The following is a 16497-nucleotide window of genomic DNA, read 5'->3' as shown; positions in this document are numbered from 1 at the left end:
GTCATATCATTATGGCTTGCGCATTGACTGAGACCACATTTTAATCAATTGACATCTGTTTCGTCTAACAATACTAATATAACCCAATTCCTATGCCAAAAGAATAATACTTATCAAAATAAAGACTAAGATTTTAAAACTGGTTTAGCTTTTTTGTGGCTTCTTTAATATTTTTTACTTCACCAAACTTGAGTAAAAGCCTTAAGCCATTTCTTGTTTTCTTTTCTTTTAATGCTAAGTCTTTTGGGTTTTTTTGAACTTTAAGCAGGATTTGTTTAAAGACTTCACTTTGGTAGAATAAGGATTCTTGATCGGCGATAAAATAGCCAATCATTTGATTGTGTTTTAGAACCAACTTTTCTAAGCCTAGCTTTGAGGCTTTCCATTTCAATTTTATCGTTTCTAAAAGGTCAATGGCCTGTACGGGCAATTCACCAAATCTGTCTTTTAATGCTAAGTGAAATTTTTCCAGGTCTTTTTCGCTTTTAAGCTCGTTCAGTTTGGTATATAAATTAAGGCGTTCTGCTATATTGTTGATATAATCGTCTGGGAATAAGGTTTCAAAGTCGGTATCAATTTGAACATCTTTTACAAAATCGTTGGTATCTATAGTTTTGTCATTCTTGTCGTAAAGGTCTTTAAATTCTTTTTCTTTAAGTTCATCGATTGCCTCATTGAGTATTTTCTGATAGGTGTCAAAGCCTATTTCATTGATAAATCCACTTTGCTCACCGCCCAGTAAGTCACCGGCACCTCTTATTTCAAGATCTTTCATTGCAATCTTTATCCCACTCCCTAAATCTGAAAATTGTTCAAGAGCTGTAATTCGTTTTCTTGCATCCGGAGTCATGTGTGTCAAGCCTGGTGTGATAAGGTAACAAAAGGCTTTTTTGTTGCTTCGACCCACACGTCCTCTCATTTGGTGAAGATCTGAAATACCAAAGTGGTTAGCGTTATTGATAATAATCGTGTTGGCATTTGTAATGTCTAAGCCACTTTCAATAATTGTTGTAGACACGAGAACGTCAAACTTATTATTCATGAAATCCAGCATGAGATTTTCAAGTTTTTTTCCATCCATCTGTCCATGTCCAATACCGATTCTAGCATCAGGGACCAATCGTTGTAATAAACCGGCAACTTCTTTGATATTTTCAATTCTATTATTGATAAAAAATACTTGTCCACCGCGCTGAATTTCGTATGAAATAGCATCTCTAATAATATCTTCAGAAAAACGGATCACTTGGGTTTCAATTGGGTAGCGATTGGGTGGTGGTGTACTGATTGTAGACAAATCTCTTGCCGCCATTAAACTGAATTGAAGGGTTCGAGGTATTGGTGTTGCCGTTAGGGTTAAGGTATCAACATTAGTTTTTATGGTTTTCAATTTGTCTTTAACTGATACGCCAAACTTTTGTTCTTCATCGACTACGAGCAGACCTAAATCCTTAAAGTATTCAGGTTTGTTGACCAGCTGATGCGTTCCAATAATTATGTCTAGTTTACCTGCTTTGAGGTCACTTAGGGTTTCTCTTTTTTCTTTAGCCGTCTTAAAACGATTCAAATAATCTATAGTGACTGGAAAATCTTTTAAGCGCTCAGAAAATGTTTTATGGTGTTGAAAAGCCAGAATAGTCGTGGGAACCAATACAGCAACTTGTTTACCATTATCTACAGCTTTAAAAGCTGCTCTAATGGCAACTTCTGTTTTACCAAACCCAACATCTCCACAGACTAGGCGATCCATGGGTTGCTCACTTTCCATATCTTTCTTGACCGATGCTGTAGCCGTACTTTGGTCCGGAGTATCTTCATAAATAAAAGAAGCTTCTAACTCATGTTGTAAATACGAATCCGGTCCAAATTGGAAGCCTTTTTTGAGTTTGCGTTTAGCGTACAGTTTGATTAGGTCAAAGGCTATTTTTTTAACCCGAGTTTTGGTTTTTTGTTTGAGTCTTTTCCAGGCTTTACTTCCAAGTTTGTAGACTTTTGGGGCTTGACCATCTTTGCCGTTGTACTTGGAGATTTTATGAAGGGCATGTATACTCAAATACAAAATATCGCCTTCACCATAGACCAATTTTACAGCTTCTTGGGTGTTGCCATCGACATCTATTTTTTGAAGTCCACCAAACTTTCCAATACCATGATCGATATGTGTGACGTAATCACCACGCTCCAGCTGCGTGAGCTCCTTGAGCGTAATGGCTTGTTTTTTTGAAAATTTGTTTTTGAGTTTGAATTTGTGGTAACGCTCAAAAATTTGATGATCCGTATAACAGACTAACTTGCTTTTATGATCGATAAAGCCTTCATGAAGCCCGAGAATCATGGTTTTATAGTTAGTAAAACCCATATCCTCAAAAATGTCATGAAAACGTTTGGCTTGTTGCTGATTAATACAACAAATCAAATTCGTATAACCCAGGTCGCGATATTCTTTTAAATTGTCTATGAGCAAGTCAAACTTCTTATTAAATGCAGGTTGAGGTGCTATTTCACATTTAAATACAGGTGTTTTATCGGGTTTTAAATATTGTTGTTGACCAAACTCTATGCAATTAAAATCCTTGAGCTGACTTATGATTGTTTTACCATCAGAAAATAGTTCTTCAGGTTTTGAATAATTGACATTTTGAGATAGATTTTTAAAATCAGAAACCGCTTTTTTATATAATACATCCAGATCTGTTTTAAGTAATTCCGGATGTTCTGTGATGATCAAGCTTTTTGAATTTATATATTGTAAAAAGCTCTGTCGTTTTTCCTGAATGTGTTTGTTTTCTACATTCGGCATGATGGAAGCCTTACGAAGCGTTTCATGAGATAGTTGAGTTTCTATATCAAAACTGCGTATGCTTTCAACCTCATCATCAAAAAACTCGATTCTAAAAGGTTCATCGTTGCTAAACGAAAAAATGTCTATAATACCACCTCTAACAGAAAACTCCCCGGGATCAGTGACAAAATCAACACGTTTAAACTCATATTCAAACAAAGTTTGATTGACAAAATCCAAATCCAGTTTATCACCGACTGAAATTTTTAAGGTATTGCGTTTGAGTTCACTTTTAGTGACGACTTTTTCAAAAAGGGCATGGGGATAGGTGACAATAAGTGCCGGTTTTTTTCTTGAATTTAATCGGTTTAAGACTTCGGCCCGAAGTAAGACATTAGCGTTGTCTGTTTCTTCAATTTCATAAGGTCTGCGATAACTTCCCGGATAAAACAAGACCTGATCTTTGCCGATAAAATCTTCAAGTTCATTGAGATGATAGGCCGCAGTTTCTTTATCTTTTGAAATGAAGACCAGTGGCCGATTACTCGTGTTGAAAAGTTGGAGAGTGTAAAGTGATTTGGATGATCCAACCAGTCCTTTGATAAAAAAACTTTTAGGAACGTCGCCCTCTATTAAAGATAATAATGGTTGTACTGGATTGGCCTTAGAAAAATGATTTATAAGATCTGACTTGGTCATATATGCAAATCGAAATGCAAAAGTAAATTATATTTTCAGAAACCAACATGTAGTCTTTAAATATTCAGTTTTTGGTAAGAGTTTTTTGAGTATGAAGATGGTTGAATGAATTTAAAGTATTTTAATTGAACAGCCTCCATAGACGTTATGTCATTTAGATGGCTATTAATCTCTATAAATTTGATAATTTTATCATCTATTAAGGTTTTGAACCCTTTGTAATAAACTTGGATGAGAGTAGTGCACTTTGACATAAAGCGGATGCGGCGTTAAATTGCTTAAACTTTTTTGAGATAACTTTTTTAGAGAACTGATCAGATATTGTCCTGCATAAGTATTTTTAGCAAAATTATCAGCTTGATATTCAAATTTTCGTGATAAAATATTCATCAGAAAACCTGTGAGTGTCGAAATGGGTGTGTAGAGCAATCCAAACGCAATGAGTCCGATATGAAACCCTTGTTGTTTTACACCTAAAGCCTCATAAAGTATTGGATTTCCAACCATTAGCGATAGCAACCATAGTGTTAGACCTGTACTGATAATAGAAAGCGTAAGATTATAAACAATATGTTTATGTTTATAATGACCAACTTCATGGGCTAAAACCGCAACTATTTCTTCGTCGTCTAAATCTTCAATTAAGGTATCGAAAAGCGTAATGCGTTTTTGCGAGCCAAAGCCAGAGAAATAGGCATTGGCTTTTGTGCTACGCTTAGAACCATCAATCACAAAAATATTGTCTAACTGAAATCCTACCTTTTTTGCGTAAGCTTCAATTTTATCTCTTAAGCTGCCTTCTCCAAGTGGGGTTTGTTTATTGAACAATGGCACAATGAGTTTGGTATAAAACATATTCATAAACAAACTGAATACGCTGATAAGCCCCCAAGCATATATCCAAAACGTATTTGGGAATAGAAGGTAAAACCAAATGATAAGACTGAGCAAAGCACCACCTATGAGGGCACCTAATAACCAACCTTTTAGTTTATCTATCCAAAAGGTTTTTGGAGTCATTTTATTAAAACCATACTTTTCTTCAATCACAAATGTAGAATAGTAACTAAATGGCGTTGAAACAATATCACTGGCTAACATTAGGATGCCAAAAAAGATCAAAGCAATTGTTATTGGGTGATTGGCCAAATCTCTAGCAATACCATCGATAAAAGCAAAACCATCTAAAAGGAGAAAAATGAGAATTCCTATAAATGATACCCAATCGCTGAATAGACTTAATTTATTTTTATCAGCCTTGTAGTGTTGTGATTTTTGATATTCGTCAGTATCATAGACATCTCGGAGTTCATCTGGAATGGGGTCGTTAAAGTGTTTAGTATTAAGATAATCTAATAGCTGATCAAAAATAAAGCTGACAACAACAATACCTAAGATGATATAAAACAATACCTGAGCTGACATATATTGTTAGGGTTTGTAAAATTTGGCGTCTTGCCTTAATTGCGCCATTTTGATCGCTGCAATGGCAGCTTCGGTGCCTTTATTACCGTGTTTACCACCAGAACGGTCAATTGATTGTTGTTTGTTCTGATCGGTTAGTACACAAAAAACGACGGGGATATCAAGCTCGACATTAAGTTGAGCAACACCATTTGAGACGCCCTGGCAAACAAAGTCAAAATGTTTAGTCTCGCCTTCTATGACTGAACCTATGACGATAATCACATCTAACATATCGAAGCTTTCTGCCATTTTTTTAGCGCCGTAAATGAGTTCAAAGCTCCCGGGTACATTCCAGCGCACAATGTTTTCTTTTATTGCACCATGCGACATAAAGGCATCAAAAGCCCCTTGAAATAGATTTTGTGTGATGTCTGCATTCCATTCTGAAACGACTAAACCAAGCTTAAAGGTTTTGGCGTTTGGGACATTCTCTGCATCGTATTCTGAAAGATTGTTTCCAGCAGTGGCCATAATTTATGATTTCATAGCTTGGGCTTTACCGAGGTAAGGCGCAAGTTTCTTGGCTTCTTCAGAATCGGGGTACTTTTCTTCAATAGTTTCTAAATATTCAACAGCTTTATCTGCTTTATCAAGTTGAATGGCGGTTAATGCAGCTTTAAATAAATATTTAGGTGTGGTATAGTTGTTGTCTTTTCGCTTTGCTGCTTTTTCAAAATACTCTAAAGCATCTTCCTCTTGTTCCAGCTGTAAGAAAGCATCTCCAATCGCCCCAATCGCAAAGGTTGCAATGATTTCGTCATCAGCACTAAATTTTTCAAGATATTCAATGGCCTTTTGGTATTCACCAATATTTAAATAAGAAATTCCGGCGTAATAATTGGCGAGGTCACCAGCTTTTGTCGAGCTGTATTCTTGGGCTATATCGACAAATCCAAACTTGCCTTGAGCACCATTTATGGCAATGTTAAATAAAGAATCGCGTTCTACAGGGTTAGTAGATTCTAAAGCCGTATCAAAATAAATTTGCGATTGATTTAACTCATTTGAAGCCTCTTCTTGTTGAGGCTGAATAATAAACTTGTTGTAGCCTAAAAAACCTAAGATAACTAATATCACCACAACTATAACACCAACGATAACATTTTGGTATTTTGAAACAAACTCTTCGGTCTTTGATGCTTTTTCATCTAAGGTATTGAAGACTTCTGCAGTTGTTGACTCTTCCTCAATCTTGTCTTGTTTTTCTTTTTTTGTTTTGGGTTTACCACCGCGTTTTTGATATGTAGCCATTTCTTATTTTTATTCAACGTGCAAAAGTATAATTTTTATTGATAACCTCAGCCTAATTTTTTAAAATTTGAAATCCCAATTGAAATTGAATGTGTAGATTTGAATAAATTATTATAAACTTCGGTATTCTTTATGATTTTAAAATCCTTGTCTTTACTCCATTATAAAAACTTTGACGCCTTCGAGTTTGAATTTGATGCTAAAATCAATTGTATTGTTGGTGAAAATGGCAAAGGGAAAACCAATATTTTAGACAGTATATATCATCTAGCCTACACCAAGAGCTATTTTAACCCCATTACAAGTCAAAATATACAACACGGACAGGATTTTTTTGTCGTTGACGGCAAGTTTGAACGTCAATCTAAAACAGAAAACATTATTGTGTCTTTTAAAAAAGGACAGAAAAAAATTGTCAAACGCAATGCCAAGACTTATGATAGACTTAGCGAACATGTTGGCTTGATTCCTGTTGTTATTATTTCTCCAACCGATAGAGACTTAATTTTAGAAGGCAGCGATGTGAGACGTAAATTTATGGATACTGTTATTTCTCAGGTTGATAAAACGTATTTAAACTATCTGATGAAGTACAATAAAGTATTATCTCAACGTAATGCGTTGTTAAAATACTTTGCCGTAAATCATACTTACGATAGCACTACTTTATCAGTTTACAATGAACAAATGCAAGATTTGGGACAATATATCTATAATTCAAGACAACAGTTTATCGAAGACTTTACACCAATTTTAAAGCAACGCTATCAAGAAATATGTCAAAAAGACGAACCTATTCAGATCACATACAAAAGTCAATTGCACGAGCAGAATTTAGGGGATTTGTTTGAAAAAAGTTTACAAAAAGATATGGCGCTTCAGTACACAAGTACAGGTATACATAAAGATGATTTAATACTTGACATCAAAGGTTATCCTGTTAAAAAATTCGGATCTCAGGGTCAGCAAAAATCTTACCTCATTGCTTTAAAGTTTGCCCAATACGATTACTTAAAAGATAGTCAAGGCCTCAATCCTATTTTACTTTTAGATGATATTTTTGATAAATTGGACGAAAACCGCGTCAAGCATATCGTCAGTATGGTTACCCAGCAGGATTTGGGGCAAATGTTTATTAGTGATACACATCCAGATCGCACAGAAAATGTGGTCAAAGCTAATGCAGAACAGTATAAAATGATTAATTTAAACGAATTCAATTTTAGCCATGAAAGTGTTTAGAATATTACTTGTTTTATCATTTGTTTTTGTCTCCTGCCAAAAAGAAAAACACGAGATCGATATTAAACACTTAGACGGCTATTGGGAAATTGTTCAAGCTCAAAATCCTTATGGTAAAAATGTAATTTACAGTGTTAACACGCAAGTTGATTATTTTGAACTCGCTGATTCAATAGGGTTTAGAAAAAAACTTAAACCTGATTTAAGTGGAAATTACAAAACCTCAAAAGCTTTAGAACAATTTAAACTTATCAAAGAAAACGATAGTGTAAAGCTTCACTACCAAACACCTTACGACTCTTGGAAAGAAACCATAATAAGTCTTACCGACAGTTTGATGCTGATTAAAAACGAAAAAGACTTTCTTTATACATATAAACGTTTTGAAGCTATAAACATCAATGAGTAATTATGGACAACGAATACAACACCAAGAAGCTGAGCGAACTCTTGAAAATTTTCACAGACAAAAAAGGTTTAAATAAAGGCTTAAATCAAATTGAAGTCCAACGGGCATGGAAAGAGCAGATGGGTCCAGCCATAGAAAAGTATACAACAAAAATACATTTAGACAAAGGCACTTTATTTGTGAGGTTATCTTCAGCGGTTTTACGAGAAGAATTAAGTTATGGTAAATCACAGATTATCAAAAATTTAAATGATAGCCTTAATCAAGACTTGATCAAAAAAATTGTTTTAAGTTAGTCAGGCATTCTCTTTAAACTGAAGATTATAAATTTAATCCTTACATTTGCTTAACTTTAATTTGACATTAAATATACATTATACATGGGAATGATGAATAAAAATACGGTTTTGAGTTGGGCGACATTAATCATGATTATTGTTGGCTTAGGTCTCATTGCTTTAGGGGCTTTTAAATATGAAGATGTTGCTGGATGGGGGTTTGCTGCGGTTGGCGTTGGATTTTTTGCTATTGCTTGGGTGTTTGATGCTTTAAAAGGAAGGGTTTGAAATAATGATTTTTGAATGATGAGTTTTGAATGATGAGTTTTGAATGATGAGTTTTGAATGATGAGTTTTGAATGATGAGTTTTGAATGATGAAAACTATTTTTATAGCTGTGAATTATAATACGCTTTATTTCCTGTGACTTCTTCGCCTAACCAATCAGGTTTTATGAAATTTTCCTTTTGATGTTGCAATTCTATCTCAGCGATAATAAGGCCTTGATGTTTACCTTTAAATTCATCGATTTCAAAGGTGTGTTTTCCCACTGTAACTTCATGACGAGTCTTGTAGATTATAGGCATTTCACAAAGATCAAGTAATTCTTGAGCGTCCTTTAAGTCGATTTCTTTTTCCCATTCTAAACGCGATAAACCATCTTTAGAAGATAAACCCTTTACAGTGATAAAACCTTTCTGGTTTTTTATTCTAATTCTTACCGTGCGTTGAGGGTCACGGTTTAAAAAGCCTTGTTTAATATCATAAAATTGATGTGCATCTTTTTTAAAACCATCAGATTTCACCAAAAATTTACGTTCAATTTCAGTTTGCATCCTTAAGATTTTAGAAAAGTTTTCATCAAAAACAAAATGAGCACAAAGGCTAAAAACCCGAGCAAAATATAAAAGCTGCCTTTGTAATATTTTTGGTGTAAAACCTTATCTTTTTTGTAACTAAGAAGCATTAAAACTATAAAAGCCACCACAAAAAACGCTGCAAATATCCATTGTCCGGTTGTAAACATAATTATCAAATAAATTACAAAAATAAGCTTTTCAAGTCTTGAAAAATATAAACACTTTATAAAATTAATTATATTTGACTCAACCTTAGTAAACCCTATAAAATTGAAAGAAAAACTAAGAACAATTATCGAAAGTTCGGACACTAAAGCAGGTCTTTATTTTGATTTTTTTATTCAATTTTTAATTTTGAGCTCTTTAATAGCATTTACTGTTGAAACTTTTCCGGATAATTCGCCCCAAACTCAAAATTTGTTGTGGCATTTTGAAGTGTTCTGTGTAGTTATATTTAGTATCGAGTATATCTTGAGAATTTATGTCGCTGATAAACCGCTTAAATATATTTTTAGCTTTTATGGTATTATAGACTTGATGGCAATTTTACCATTTTACATCAAAACTTTTTTAGATTTAAGAGCGCTTCGCGTATTTAGAATATTCAGGATATTTAGAATTTTTAAACTTGTACGTTATAACAAAGCCTTGCGAAGATTTCATATTGCTTTTAATTTAATTAAAGAAGAATTGGTCTTGTTTTTAATGTTGACGAGTATTTTTTTGTTTATTGCCTCTGCTGGGATTTATTATTTTGAACACAAAGCCCAACCTGAATATTTTTCTTCGGTTGTCGATAGCGGTTGGTGGGCGGCTGTGACTTTAACTACAGTCGGTTATGGCGATGTATATCCAATAACAGCAGGAGGTAAAATATTTACGTTATTTATATTGTTGTTGGGTGTTGGTATCATTACTATTCCAGCTGGTTTAATAGCAAGTGCTTTGTCTAAAGCGCGAAAAATGGAAGAAGAAAATTTAAAGAATTAAAGTATGATGTCACAAGATTTAAAGTTCAACTACAAAACTAAATATTTAAAAAGCATACTTATTTTAGGTATCATGTATGTGATTCTTGGTGTTTTATATATATTCTTAATTGAGGAGAGTAATTTTTTAACTGTATTGATATTTTTTGGCTTTATCTCTTTAATTTATGTATACCTATGGAAATCGAGAGGCTATGTTTTTCTAAATGACAAAGGGATTTATATTAATCGTTTATGGTCAAGGCATATAGCCTGGAACGATTTTAAAGGTTTGCGGTATTATAATCACGCGATAAAGCTATTATATAAAAATAAAAGCATTAATATCGATAAAAATTTTTTAAGCGAAAAAGATGTCTTAATTCTGGAAAAAGAAATGAAAAAAAGACTACACAATAAATAAATGATGCTTCAATACGATAAAAATAAATATAAAGCCTATAATTCCAAACACTGGATGATTTTGCATTGGAAAATCAATCCAGGATTATTTATCAACGAATTGATTTTAGGGCAACGCTTGCCTAAACTAAGCCTAGTCGATAAAACCTCTTCTAAACCACTCATAGAAAGAAGCTTGATACCTTGCCCGCATTGTAAAACCTTTCATGATGCTAAAACTTGGTCAGCTCAAAATGGCACCGCTTTTAAAAATTGGTTTGGCTTGTATTGTCCAAATTGTGGAGAGATTATTCCCTGTATTTTCAATTATACCAGTTTAGTGATTTTAGCTTTATCTTATCCCATTTGGTTTAGTTTTAAAAACAAATGGAAACAAAAATGGTTAGCCAAACAGCCCGAACGTTACAAAAACTTAGATCTAACCAGCAAACCCAATCCCTATGATGGTTGGGGCTGGATAAGAATCGGTTTAGGTTGGGGTAGTGTGATGTTTGTCATTATGAGTATATTGTATCCATATTTTATTGAAGGAGACTTCAGGTGGGTTAAAGTTTTTATTGGCATTCCTGTTTGGACTATAGGCGGACTAGCTTTTGGATATATGATGAAAGTATTAATGGGAAAACCAGGTAATAAAACCGCTTAAGGGATATAAATTTAATAAACGGAGTCGCGTTCATTGAGCGGAGTCGAAATGAACATTATAGTTTTGATAACAACTATTATGATTCACCTCTTATTATAGTTTTATTTGCAAAAAGGGGCAACGCAAAATCTAGAATCTTAACCTTATGACTTGGCACTTTATTTTAATGGCGATAATGTACATCTTTGCTGGATTGATGCACTTTATCAAACCTAAAGCTTACATCAAAGTCATGCCTGATTATTTTAAACATAAAGCCACATTAGTCTATCTAACCGGTGTGGCAGAGATTGTTTTAGGGGCTGCCTTATTTTTTGAAACATTGAAAGATTTTGCCATTTACGGCATTGTTTTGATGCTCATAATCTTCTTTACAGTTCACATCAATATGTTAAAAGGTAAGCGAGAAGCCCTTGGAATTCCAAAAATCATCCTTATTTTGAGAATTCAACTATAGTTTTTACTCATTTGGTGGGCCTTATATTACTTATAAAATGGAAGACAAAAAATTTACTGAACGCGAATTAGACCGTATCATCGAAATGGCTTGGGAAGACCGAACCACTTTTGAAGCCATTGAGTTTCAATTTGGATTAAAAGAAGAAGAAGTCATCAATATCATGCGGCGTCAAATGAAACCTTCCAGTTTTAGGATGTGGCGAAAACGCGTTCAAGGACGATCAACCAAGCATCAAAAGTTACGTAACAATAAAAAGGGACGATTCAAGTCAACTCGGCAAAAAAACATCAGCGGTAATAAAATTTCAAAACGCTAACCAAATATACCATTCAATACCTTTGCTAATCGAATGCCGGCTTTATGCAATTGCAGGTTTAAAGTGTCATACCAATCATACATATAGCGATAACCTAGATTTTCGCGTTGCTCGGCAGATTCATAGACTTTTTTGGTAAGCTGTCGAGTGTCTTCAACCCAATCAATTAATTCGCCTTTAGCGTAACTTTGAATTTCATCAGGAGATAAAACCGTTTTATTTTTAGCCATTTCAGTATAACTCATCCCATAGGAATCTATCATTTCTGAGTCCCAAACCCGATGAAAATTAGAATTTTCTCCAAACCAACCGACATTAAAATCATTAGCACCGCGGTCTTCTTTTAGCCCAAAATGCAAGGGTTGATGCATGTCACCCACCAAATGAATCAAAATTTTGAGATAAAAGGCTTTGTCTTCTTCACCACTTGCGGGATCTTTCAATACATTGATACAATACTGAATGCCAACCACAATATCACCATCTGTATTTTTTTTAGCTTCGAGATAAGTCTTATCGAATGGCACATTGGCATAATGCCAAGCTTTAAACTCATCAAATTCTTCGTCAGATTTAATTTCATCAGCATAAGTTGAGGCTACGGCAAGACTTTGTCCGTGCAAAAGTAACCTGATGTTAGCTTTGGCCTTGTCGCTCAAATAATGGTTTGCTATTTCTGCTACAGCACGATGTCCCGTTTTGCCCCAGTTATCGCTACAAAACCCTTGAACAATCACAAAAAAACACAATGCAGTCAATAATGATTTCATCTTTTATTTTTTTGCAAAAATAGCCTTTTAGATAAAGTGAGAAGCCAAACAATATGAATAAAATGTTATCAAACATAAATGGGACATGTAACATATTCATGTGCTCAAAGACTTATTAATCGATGAATTAAACTTAAATTTGTAAATCACTAAATCAATTAAAAATGAGAAAACATTTAAAATGGATCATTCCAGTAGGAATCATTGTAATTCTAGGGATTATTTTATACAATATGACAGCTGGTTTTAATAATAAAGCCGTAACCCTAGAAGAAAATGCCCAAACCGCTTGGAGTAATGTTGAAAGCTCCTATCAAAGGCGAAACGATTTAATCGGTAACCTGGTAAAAACTGTGCAAGGTGCAGCCGATTTTGAACGCAAAACCTTGACTGAAGTCATTGAAGCGCGGTCCAAAGCAACATCTGTCAATGTGGATGCATCAAACCTTAACCCAGAAAGTATTAAAGCTTTTGGCCAAGCACAAGGTGGTGTAAGCTCAGCTTTATCAAGATTATTGGTCAGTGTAGAGCGTTACCCCGATATCAAAGCCAATCAAAATTTTCTCAACCTACAAGCACAACTGGAAGGCACAGAAAATCGTATTAACGTGGCTAGAAATCGCTATAATGAAGCCGTAGGTGATTTTAATATTTTAATTCGTAAATTTCCCAATAATCTTTTTGCAGGTATGTTTGGATTTCAGCCTTTAACACGATATGAAGCCGATGCCGGAGCTGAAAATACCCCTGATGTAGAATTTGAATTTTAAATAAACTTATGTCAAAACTCACAGATTATATTTCAAAAAATGACGAAACTGAAATTGTTGATGCTATAAAAGCGGGCGAAAAACAAACTTCGGGCGAAATTCGTTTACATATCGAGATGAAGTGTCCACTTGAAGATCCCTACGATAGAGCTTTAGCAGTCTTTGAGGAACTCAATATGCATAAAACCGAGTTAGCCAACGGTATTTTACTCTATGTTGCGCTTGAAGACCATAAACTCGTGTTATGTGGTGATAAAGGCATCAATGAAAAAGTAGGTCAAGGCTTTTGGGAATCTACTGTCGAGATCATCACCTCGCATTTCAAAAAAAACCAATACAAAGAAGGCTTAATTAAAGGCATAACTGAAGTTGGACAAAAGTTGAAAGAATACTTTCCTTACCAAAGTGATGATACAAATGAACTTAAAGATGATATTTCAAAAGGATAATATGACATTGAACAAAACAGTATTGACGGGCTTATTGCTATGCTTGAGTTTAATAAGCTTTGCACAAAAAGACATTCCGCCCCAACCTGACAAGCAAAAAGCGGTTTATGATAGTGCAGATATGCTTTCAAATGAAGAGGAAAGTGCCTTAAGACAAAAGTTAGAAACTTACGCAGACACCACCTCAACGCAAATTGTTATAGTGACTTTAAAATCTCTTGAAGGCGAATATATTGCTACATTCGCCACTGAATGGGCAGAAGAATGGGGTATTGGTCAAGACAATAAAGACAATGGGGCCATTATTATGGTAAGCCAGGATGATAGAAAAATCACTATTCAAAATGGTTACGGTCTCGAAGAATATCTGACCGATTATAACAGCAAAACTATCATCGACCAGATTATTCAACCTGCATTTAAAAAAGGCAATTTTTATGAAGGCTTGGATAAAGCAACCAGCGCCATATTTCAATTGCTTGCTGGTCAATTTGATGCTGAAGCTTTAAATCAAAAATCGGATAAGAAAAATAATATTTTAGGCTATGTCATACCTATTTTAGTGATTATATTTTTTATCATTTTAGTGGTGAAAAGGCGTCGTGGTGGTGGTAATGGCAGTGGCGGTATGCGCCGGGGCAGACCAGATTTATTTGATATTTTAATTTTAAGTAGCCTTGGCGGAAGTCATCACAGCGGTGGTTTTGGCGGCAGTTCATCAGGTGGAAGTTTTGGTGGTGGCGGCGGATTTAGCGGTGGCTTTGGTGGCGGTAGCTTTGGTGGCGGTGGTGCTGTTGGAGGTTGGTAAAGCTGTAAAGCTGAAAGCAGAAAAGCATAAAACTTTACTTAAGTTAAAATCTTTTCAAATTCAAGACTGTAAATAAATAATTCAACATATTCATCTCATTAAAATCATATAATTTCAGATACATGAAAAAAATATTTTTTACGGTGTTTTCGGTTTGTATGATAATTAGCAATTATGCTCAAAATCATATTATAGAAAATCTTGAAATCAATGATTTTATTGATGGGACATTGCTACAACCTGAAGAAAAAAAATCTAAAACTTTAGCCATCATCATTGCTGGGTCAGGATCAACCGATCGCGATGGTAATCAAATTGCGATGAAAAACAACAGCCTTAAACAACTGGCTTATTTTTTGGCAGATCAAGGAGTTGCCAGTTTTAGATACGATAAACGCATCATTAAATTATCGAGAAATCAAAAATATATCCAATCTCAAATCCGCTTTGAAGATTTTGTAGACGATGCAGCAGACGTCGTGAATTACTTTAAACTTTTTGAGGGTGCAAAATATGGTTTTGACAAGTTTATTCTAATAGGTCATAGTCAAGGGGCTTTAGTTGCCCAATTGGCCAGTCTCAAAACTGCCGTTAATGGTTTAATTTTACTGTGTGGCACAGCAAAACCCATCGATGAAGTGATGGTAAGTCAAATCAGCAAACAAGCACCTTTCTTATATAAAGATTTAAAAGAAGCTTTTGATTCGATAAAAAAAGTTGGATATGTCAAAGCATACAACCCTTTATTAAAAACCGTATTGAGAGAAGACACACAGGCCTTTTTACAATCTTGGATGCAGTATAATCCTAAAGCAATTGCAAAAAAAATTACTGAATCTACTTTAGTGGTTGGAGGCACAACCGATATTCAAGTACCAGGCGAAGAAGCTAAAATTCTTTCAGAAAGTTTTCCAAATGCTGATTATGCAATCATAGACAATATGAACCACGTATTAAAAGAAGTCAAAAGCATAGGGCTTGAAAATCAAAAAGCTTACAATAATCCTAATTTGCCACTGCATCAAGATTTAAAGTCTGAAATTGAGATATTTCTTCAAAATTTTAAATAATGTATAAACTTATTGCTATAGATATTGATGGAACGCTTCTGGATAAAAATAAAAGCGTTTCTCAGAACACTATTAAGTGTATTCGCGCTTTAAAACAAGACTACAAAATTGTTTTAATCTCAGCTCGTATGCCGAAAGCAATGCGGCATATTCAAAGTGATTTAGGAATCAAAGATTATCCTATTGTGGCTTACAATGGCGGTCTGGTTTTACATCAAAACAAAATTTTATCACACACAGGTATAGATTTTCAAACCTTCAGTGAAGTTTTAAAAGCTAACCATGATTTGAATTTGCATCTCAGTTTATATCATAACGATGAATGGTTTGCACCACAAGAAGATCACTGGAGCAGGAGAGAAGTGGCTAATACAAAAGTAGAACCTGAGTTTAAATCAAACGAAGCTGTTTTAGAAGACTGGAAAATGTATAATAAAGAGCCACATAAAATTATGTGTATGGGCGATGAGCCTAAAGTTGAACAATTTTATCAACGCTTATCTCAACAACATAATGATAAATTACATCTTTACCGTTCAAAACCAACCTATATAGAGATGGCGCCTATGCAAATCTCTAAATTGTCTGGGCTACAAGTTCTATTGCAAAAAATATATAAAGACATCAAATTGGACAATATTTTGGCTTATGGCGATAATTATAATGATGTCGAGATGATAGACAAAGTTGGTCTCGGCGTAGCTGTCGACAACGCCAAAGATGAAGTCAAAGCTGTCGCTGACGATTTTACGCAAAGCAATATAGAAAACGGTGTTGCAAACCACCTTCAAAAATTATTTAATTTATAGCCTTAGGTTCTTTTGTAATC

At 34.4% G+C, this 16497-nt stretch carries 21 protein-coding genes; 14 read left to right on the top strand and 7 right to left on the bottom strand.

What is annotated here, in order from left to right:
- Positions 1–133: 133 nt before the first annotated feature.
- The 4 genes from mfd to FCN74_RS06495 all read right to left on the bottom strand — a co-directional run bounded on the left by mfd (position 134) and on the right by FCN74_RS06495 (position 6199).
- Complete coding sequence (gene mfd / locus FCN74_RS06510) at positions 134–3481, bottom strand: transcription-repair coupling factor (RefSeq protein WP_138931778.1); 3348 nt, start codon at positions 3479–3481, stop codon at positions 134–136.
- Between the two features lie 192 nt (positions 3482–3673).
- Entirely contained in the window at positions 3674–4906 is a 1233-nt protein-coding gene (locus FCN74_RS06505) for a M48 family metallopeptidase (RefSeq protein WP_138931777.1), read from the bottom strand.
- 6 nt (positions 4907–4912) lie between these two features.
- Positions 4913–5419 carry a 6,7-dimethyl-8-ribityllumazine synthase gene (gene ribH, locus FCN74_RS06500; RefSeq protein ID WP_138931776.1) on the bottom strand — a complete coding sequence of 169 codons (507 nt, stop codon included), beginning with the start codon at positions 5417–5419 and terminating at the stop codon, positions 4913–4915.
- A gap of 3 nt (positions 5420–5422) precedes the next feature.
- Positions 5423–6199, bottom strand: coding sequence for a tetratricopeptide repeat protein (locus FCN74_RS06495; RefSeq protein ID WP_138931775.1), 777 nt, complete (start codon positions 6197–6199; stop codon positions 5423–5425).
- A 132-nt stretch (positions 6200–6331) separates the two neighbouring features.
- Here FCN74_RS06495 and recF point away from each other — a divergent pair, with 132 nt between their 5' ends.
- From recF to FCN74_RS06475, 4 genes are all read left to right on the top strand, one after another.
- Entirely contained in the window at positions 6332–7441 is a 1110-nt protein-coding gene (gene recF / locus FCN74_RS06490; RefSeq protein ID WP_138931774.1) for a DNA replication/repair protein RecF, read from the top strand.
- Positions 7428–7850 (top strand): hypothetical protein, encoded by a 423-nt coding sequence (locus FCN74_RS06485; protein WP_138931773.1) that lies wholly within the window; start codon positions 7428–7430, stop codon positions 7848–7850. Before recF ends, FCN74_RS06485 begins: the two co-directional genes overlap by 14 nt.
- A gap of 2 nt (positions 7851–7852) precedes the next feature.
- Positions 7853–8146 (top strand): DUF721 domain-containing protein, encoded by a 294-nt coding sequence (locus FCN74_RS06480; RefSeq protein WP_138931772.1) that lies wholly within the window; start codon positions 7853–7855, stop codon positions 8144–8146.
- Between the two features lie 93 nt (positions 8147–8239).
- Positions 8240–8416 carry a CAL67264 family membrane protein gene (locus FCN74_RS06475; RefSeq protein ID WP_246062587.1) on the top strand — a complete coding sequence of 59 codons (177 nt, stop codon included), beginning with the start codon at positions 8240–8242 and terminating at the stop codon, positions 8414–8416.
- A gap of 101 nt (positions 8417–8517) precedes the next feature.
- Here FCN74_RS06475 and FCN74_RS06470 read toward each other — a convergent pair whose 3' ends face one another.
- Together FCN74_RS06470 and FCN74_RS06465 are read right to left on the bottom strand one after the other, a co-directional pair.
- Positions 8518–8964: a CYTH domain-containing protein gene (locus FCN74_RS06470; protein ID WP_138931770.1), complete on the bottom strand. Its 447-nt coding sequence runs from the start codon at positions 8962–8964 to the stop codon at positions 8518–8520.
- Positions 8965–8966: 2 nt separating this feature from the next.
- On the bottom strand, positions 8967–9155 hold the full coding sequence (locus tag FCN74_RS06465; RefSeq protein ID WP_138931769.1) for a hypothetical protein: 189 nt from the start codon (positions 9153–9155) through the stop codon (positions 8967–8969).
- 103 nt (positions 9156–9258) lie between these two features.
- On the opposite strand from FCN74_RS06465, the gene FCN74_RS06460 reads away from it, so the two are divergent.
- The 5 genes from FCN74_RS06460 to FCN74_RS06440 all read left to right on the top strand — a co-directional run bounded on the left by FCN74_RS06460 (position 9259) and on the right by FCN74_RS06440 (position 11801).
- The gene (locus FCN74_RS06460) at positions 9259–9978 is read left to right on the top strand and encodes an ion transporter (RefSeq protein WP_138931768.1); all 720 of its coding nucleotides are present in this window, start codon (positions 9259–9261) and stop codon (positions 9976–9978) included.
- Positions 9979–9981: 3 nt separating this feature from the next.
- Positions 9982–10380 carry a hypothetical protein gene (locus FCN74_RS06455; protein WP_138931767.1) on the top strand — a complete coding sequence of 133 codons (399 nt, stop codon included), beginning with the start codon at positions 9982–9984 and terminating at the stop codon, positions 10378–10380.
- Positions 10381–11025, top strand: a complete 645-nt coding sequence (locus FCN74_RS06450) for a hypothetical protein (protein ID WP_246062576.1) — start codon at positions 10381–10383, stop codon at positions 11023–11025.
- A 145-nt stretch (positions 11026–11170) separates the two neighbouring features.
- On the top strand, positions 11171–11482 hold the full coding sequence (locus FCN74_RS06445; RefSeq protein WP_138931766.1) for a DoxX family protein: 312 nt from the start codon (positions 11171–11173) through the stop codon (positions 11480–11482).
- Between the two features lie 37 nt (positions 11483–11519).
- Positions 11520–11801 (top strand): TIGR03643 family protein, encoded by a 282-nt coding sequence (locus tag FCN74_RS06440; protein ID WP_138931765.1) that lies wholly within the window; start codon positions 11520–11522, stop codon positions 11799–11801.
- Here FCN74_RS06440 and FCN74_RS06435 read toward each other — a convergent pair.
- A complete protein-coding gene (locus FCN74_RS06435; protein ID WP_138931764.1) occupies positions 11798–12571 on the bottom strand; it encodes a S1/P1 nuclease in 774 nt (257 codons plus the stop codon). The two genes, FCN74_RS06440 and FCN74_RS06435, sit on opposite strands and share 4 nt — an antisense overlap.
- A gap of 164 nt (positions 12572–12735) precedes the next feature.
- On the opposite strand from FCN74_RS06435, the gene FCN74_RS06430 reads away from it, so the two are divergent.
- The 5 genes from FCN74_RS06430 (at position 12736) to FCN74_RS06410 (ending at position 16477) form a co-directional block, all read left to right on the top strand.
- Entirely contained in the window at positions 12736–13341 is a 606-nt protein-coding gene (locus tag FCN74_RS06430; protein WP_138931763.1) for a LemA family protein, read from the top strand.
- Between the two features lie 8 nt (positions 13342–13349).
- Positions 13350–13790, top strand: a complete 441-nt coding sequence (locus FCN74_RS06425; protein ID WP_138931762.1) for a TPM domain-containing protein — start codon at positions 13350–13352, stop codon at positions 13788–13790.
- Position 13791: 1 nt separating this feature from the next.
- A complete protein-coding gene (locus FCN74_RS06420) occupies positions 13792–14598 on the top strand; it encodes a TPM domain-containing protein (protein ID WP_138931761.1) in 807 nt (268 codons plus the stop codon).
- A gap of 122 nt (positions 14599–14720) precedes the next feature.
- Complete coding sequence (locus tag FCN74_RS06415; protein WP_138931760.1) at positions 14721–15668, top strand: alpha/beta hydrolase; 948 nt, start codon at positions 14721–14723, stop codon at positions 15666–15668.
- Complete coding sequence (locus FCN74_RS06410; protein WP_246062575.1) at positions 15668–16477, top strand: Cof-type HAD-IIB family hydrolase; 810 nt, start codon at positions 15668–15670, stop codon at positions 16475–16477. The genes FCN74_RS06415 and FCN74_RS06410 overlap by 1 nt, the downstream gene beginning before the upstream one ends.
- The last annotated feature ends 20 nt before the right edge of the window (positions 16478–16497 follow it).

The sequence above is a fragment of the Mesohalobacter halotolerans genome (assembly GCF_006120725.1).
Taxonomy (GTDB): domain Bacteria; phylum Bacteroidota; class Bacteroidia; order Flavobacteriales; family Flavobacteriaceae; genus Psychroflexus; species Psychroflexus halotolerans.
Note: the sequence above shows the minus strand (reverse complement) of the source record. Positions and strands in the feature narration are given on the sequence as shown.

Coding starts and splice junctions, on each gene's coding strand:
- ribH (WP_138931776.1), bottom strand. CDS start 5,419: ATGGCCACTGCTGGAAACAATCTTTCAGAATACGATGCAGAGAATGTC.
- FCN74_RS06415 (WP_138931760.1), top strand. CDS start 14,721: ATGAAAAAAATATTTTTTACGGTGTTTTCGGTTTGTATGATAATTAGC.
- FCN74_RS06470 (WP_138931770.1), bottom strand. CDS start 8,964: ATGCAAACTGAAATTGAACGTAAATTTTTGGTGAAATCTGATGGTTTT.
- FCN74_RS06480 (WP_138931772.1), top strand. CDS start 7,853: ATGGACAACGAATACAACACCAAGAAGCTGAGCGAACTCTTGAAAATT.
- FCN74_RS06445 (WP_138931766.1), top strand. CDS start 11,171: ATGACTTGGCACTTTATTTTAATGGCGATAATGTACATCTTTGCTGGA.
- FCN74_RS06410 (WP_246062575.1), top strand. CDS start 15,668: ATGTATAAACTTATTGCTATAGATATTGATGGAACGCTTCTGGATAAA.
- FCN74_RS06465 (WP_138931769.1), bottom strand. CDS start 9,155: ATGTTTACAACCGGACAATGGATATTTGCAGCGTTTTTTGTGGTGGCT.
- FCN74_RS06425 (WP_138931762.1), top strand. CDS start 13,350: ATGTCAAAACTCACAGATTATATTTCAAAAAATGACGAAACTGAAATT.
- FCN74_RS06485 (WP_138931773.1), top strand. CDS start 7,428: ATGAAAGTGTTTAGAATATTACTTGTTTTATCATTTGTTTTTGTCTCC.
- FCN74_RS06450 (WP_246062576.1), top strand. CDS start 10,381: ATGATGCTTCAATACGATAAAAATAAATATAAAGCCTATAATTCCAAA.
- FCN74_RS06505 (WP_138931777.1), bottom strand. CDS start 4,906: ATGTCAGCTCAGGTATTGTTTTATATCATCTTAGGTATTGTTGTTGTC.
- FCN74_RS06435 (WP_138931764.1), bottom strand. CDS start 12,571: ATGAAATCATTATTGACTGCATTGTGTTTTTTTGTGATTGTTCAAGGG.
- FCN74_RS06475 (WP_246062587.1), top strand. CDS start 8,240: ATGAATAAAAATACGGTTTTGAGTTGGGCGACATTAATCATGATTATT.
- recF (WP_138931774.1), top strand. CDS start 6,332: ATGATTTTAAAATCCTTGTCTTTACTCCATTATAAAAACTTTGACGCC.
- mfd (WP_138931778.1), bottom strand. CDS start 3,481: ATGACCAAGTCAGATCTTATAAATCATTTTTCTAAGGCCAATCCAGTA.
- FCN74_RS06440 (WP_138931765.1), top strand. CDS start 11,520: ATGGAAGACAAAAAATTTACTGAACGCGAATTAGACCGTATCATCGAA.
- FCN74_RS06420 (WP_138931761.1), top strand. CDS start 13,792: ATGACATTGAACAAAACAGTATTGACGGGCTTATTGCTATGCTTGAGT.
- FCN74_RS06455 (WP_138931767.1), top strand. CDS start 9,982: ATGATGTCACAAGATTTAAAGTTCAACTACAAAACTAAATATTTAAAA.
- FCN74_RS06495 (WP_138931775.1), bottom strand. CDS start 6,199: ATGGCTACATATCAAAAACGCGGTGGTAAACCCAAAACAAAAAAAGAA.
- FCN74_RS06430 (WP_138931763.1), top strand. CDS start 12,736: ATGAGAAAACATTTAAAATGGATCATTCCAGTAGGAATCATTGTAATT.